Consider the following 1123-nt stretch of genomic DNA (forward strand, 5'->3'; position numbering starts at 1 on the left):
TTTCCTGCTTTCCCTTACACAACGCACCTTTACCTTGCCTCCGCCCGCGTCTTGGGGCACGTTTCGCGGCAATCACAACCTCTGGACGGATCGCCATGCCCCAACTCGACGACTTCATTGCCCGCTGGAGCGGTTCCCACGGTTCCGAGCGCGCCAACAGCCAGCGTTTTCTGACCGAACTCATCCTTGCCCTGGATCTGCCGCCCATGCCCACGGCGGCCGCAGACGCGCCCGCCTACGAATTCGAACACCAGGTGCCGTACAAGGACGACGGCGGCACGGTCCATGACCTGCGCATCGACCTCTACAAACGCGGCTGCTTCGTGCTCGAATCCAAGCAGGGCATGGAGATCCGCGACCGCACGTCCCTGGAACAAATCGTCGCCACCCCGGCCAAGGCCGGAACCCGGCGTGGCACCTCGGCCTGGGACCGGCTCATGGACCGCGCCTTTCATCAGGCCGAGGGCTATGTCCGCCGCCTCCCGGCCAGCGAGGGCCGCCCGCCGTTTATCATCGTGCTCGATGTCGCCTTCGCCTTTGACCTCTACGCCGAATTTTCCTGCACCGGCGGCTTGTACGCGCCCTTTCCCGCGCCCGGAGCCAACCGCTTTTTCCTGGCCGATCTGGCCCGGCCCGAAGTCGCCGCCATGCTCACCGCCATCTGGACCGATCCGCTCTCCCTTGATCCGGCCCGGCGTTCGGCCAAGGTCACGCGCGACATCGCGGCCCATCTGGCCGAGCTGGCCAAGTCCTTGGAAATCGACCACGCGCCCGAGGACGTGGCCGCCTTTCTGATGCGCTGCCTGTTCACCATGTTCGCCGAGGATGTCGGCCTTTTGCCCGACGGCTGTTTTCAGCACATCCTGGAGGACAGTCAGGACCGACCCGACGGCTTCGCGCCCATGGCCGAAGAATTGTGGCGGGCCATGAATGTCGGCGGCTGGTCCGTGGCCGTGCGCAATAAACTATTGCGCTTCAACGGCGGCATTTTCGCCGATCCCCACGCCCTGAACCTGGACCACGACCAGATCGCCGTGCTGCTCAAGGCCGCCAAGGCCGACTGGCGCGAGGTGGAGCCCGCCATCTTCGGCACCCTGCTCGAACGCGCCCTGAACCCGCGCGA

The 1123-nt window shown here is 65.5% G+C and carries 1 protein-coding gene; it reads left to right on the forward strand.

Features of this window, described 5'->3' with window-relative positions; translation table 11 throughout:
* Nucleotides 1-95 precede the first annotated feature (95 nt).
* Nucleotides 96-1123 (forward strand): class I SAM-dependent DNA methyltransferase (locus EOL86_15410; protein ID NCD26957.1); only part of this gene is annotated, 1028 nt, incomplete at its 3' end.

The organism is Deltaproteobacteria bacterium, assembly GCA_009930495.1.
GTDB lineage: Bacteria > Desulfobacterota > Desulfovibrionia > Desulfovibrionales > Desulfomicrobiaceae > Desulfomicrobium.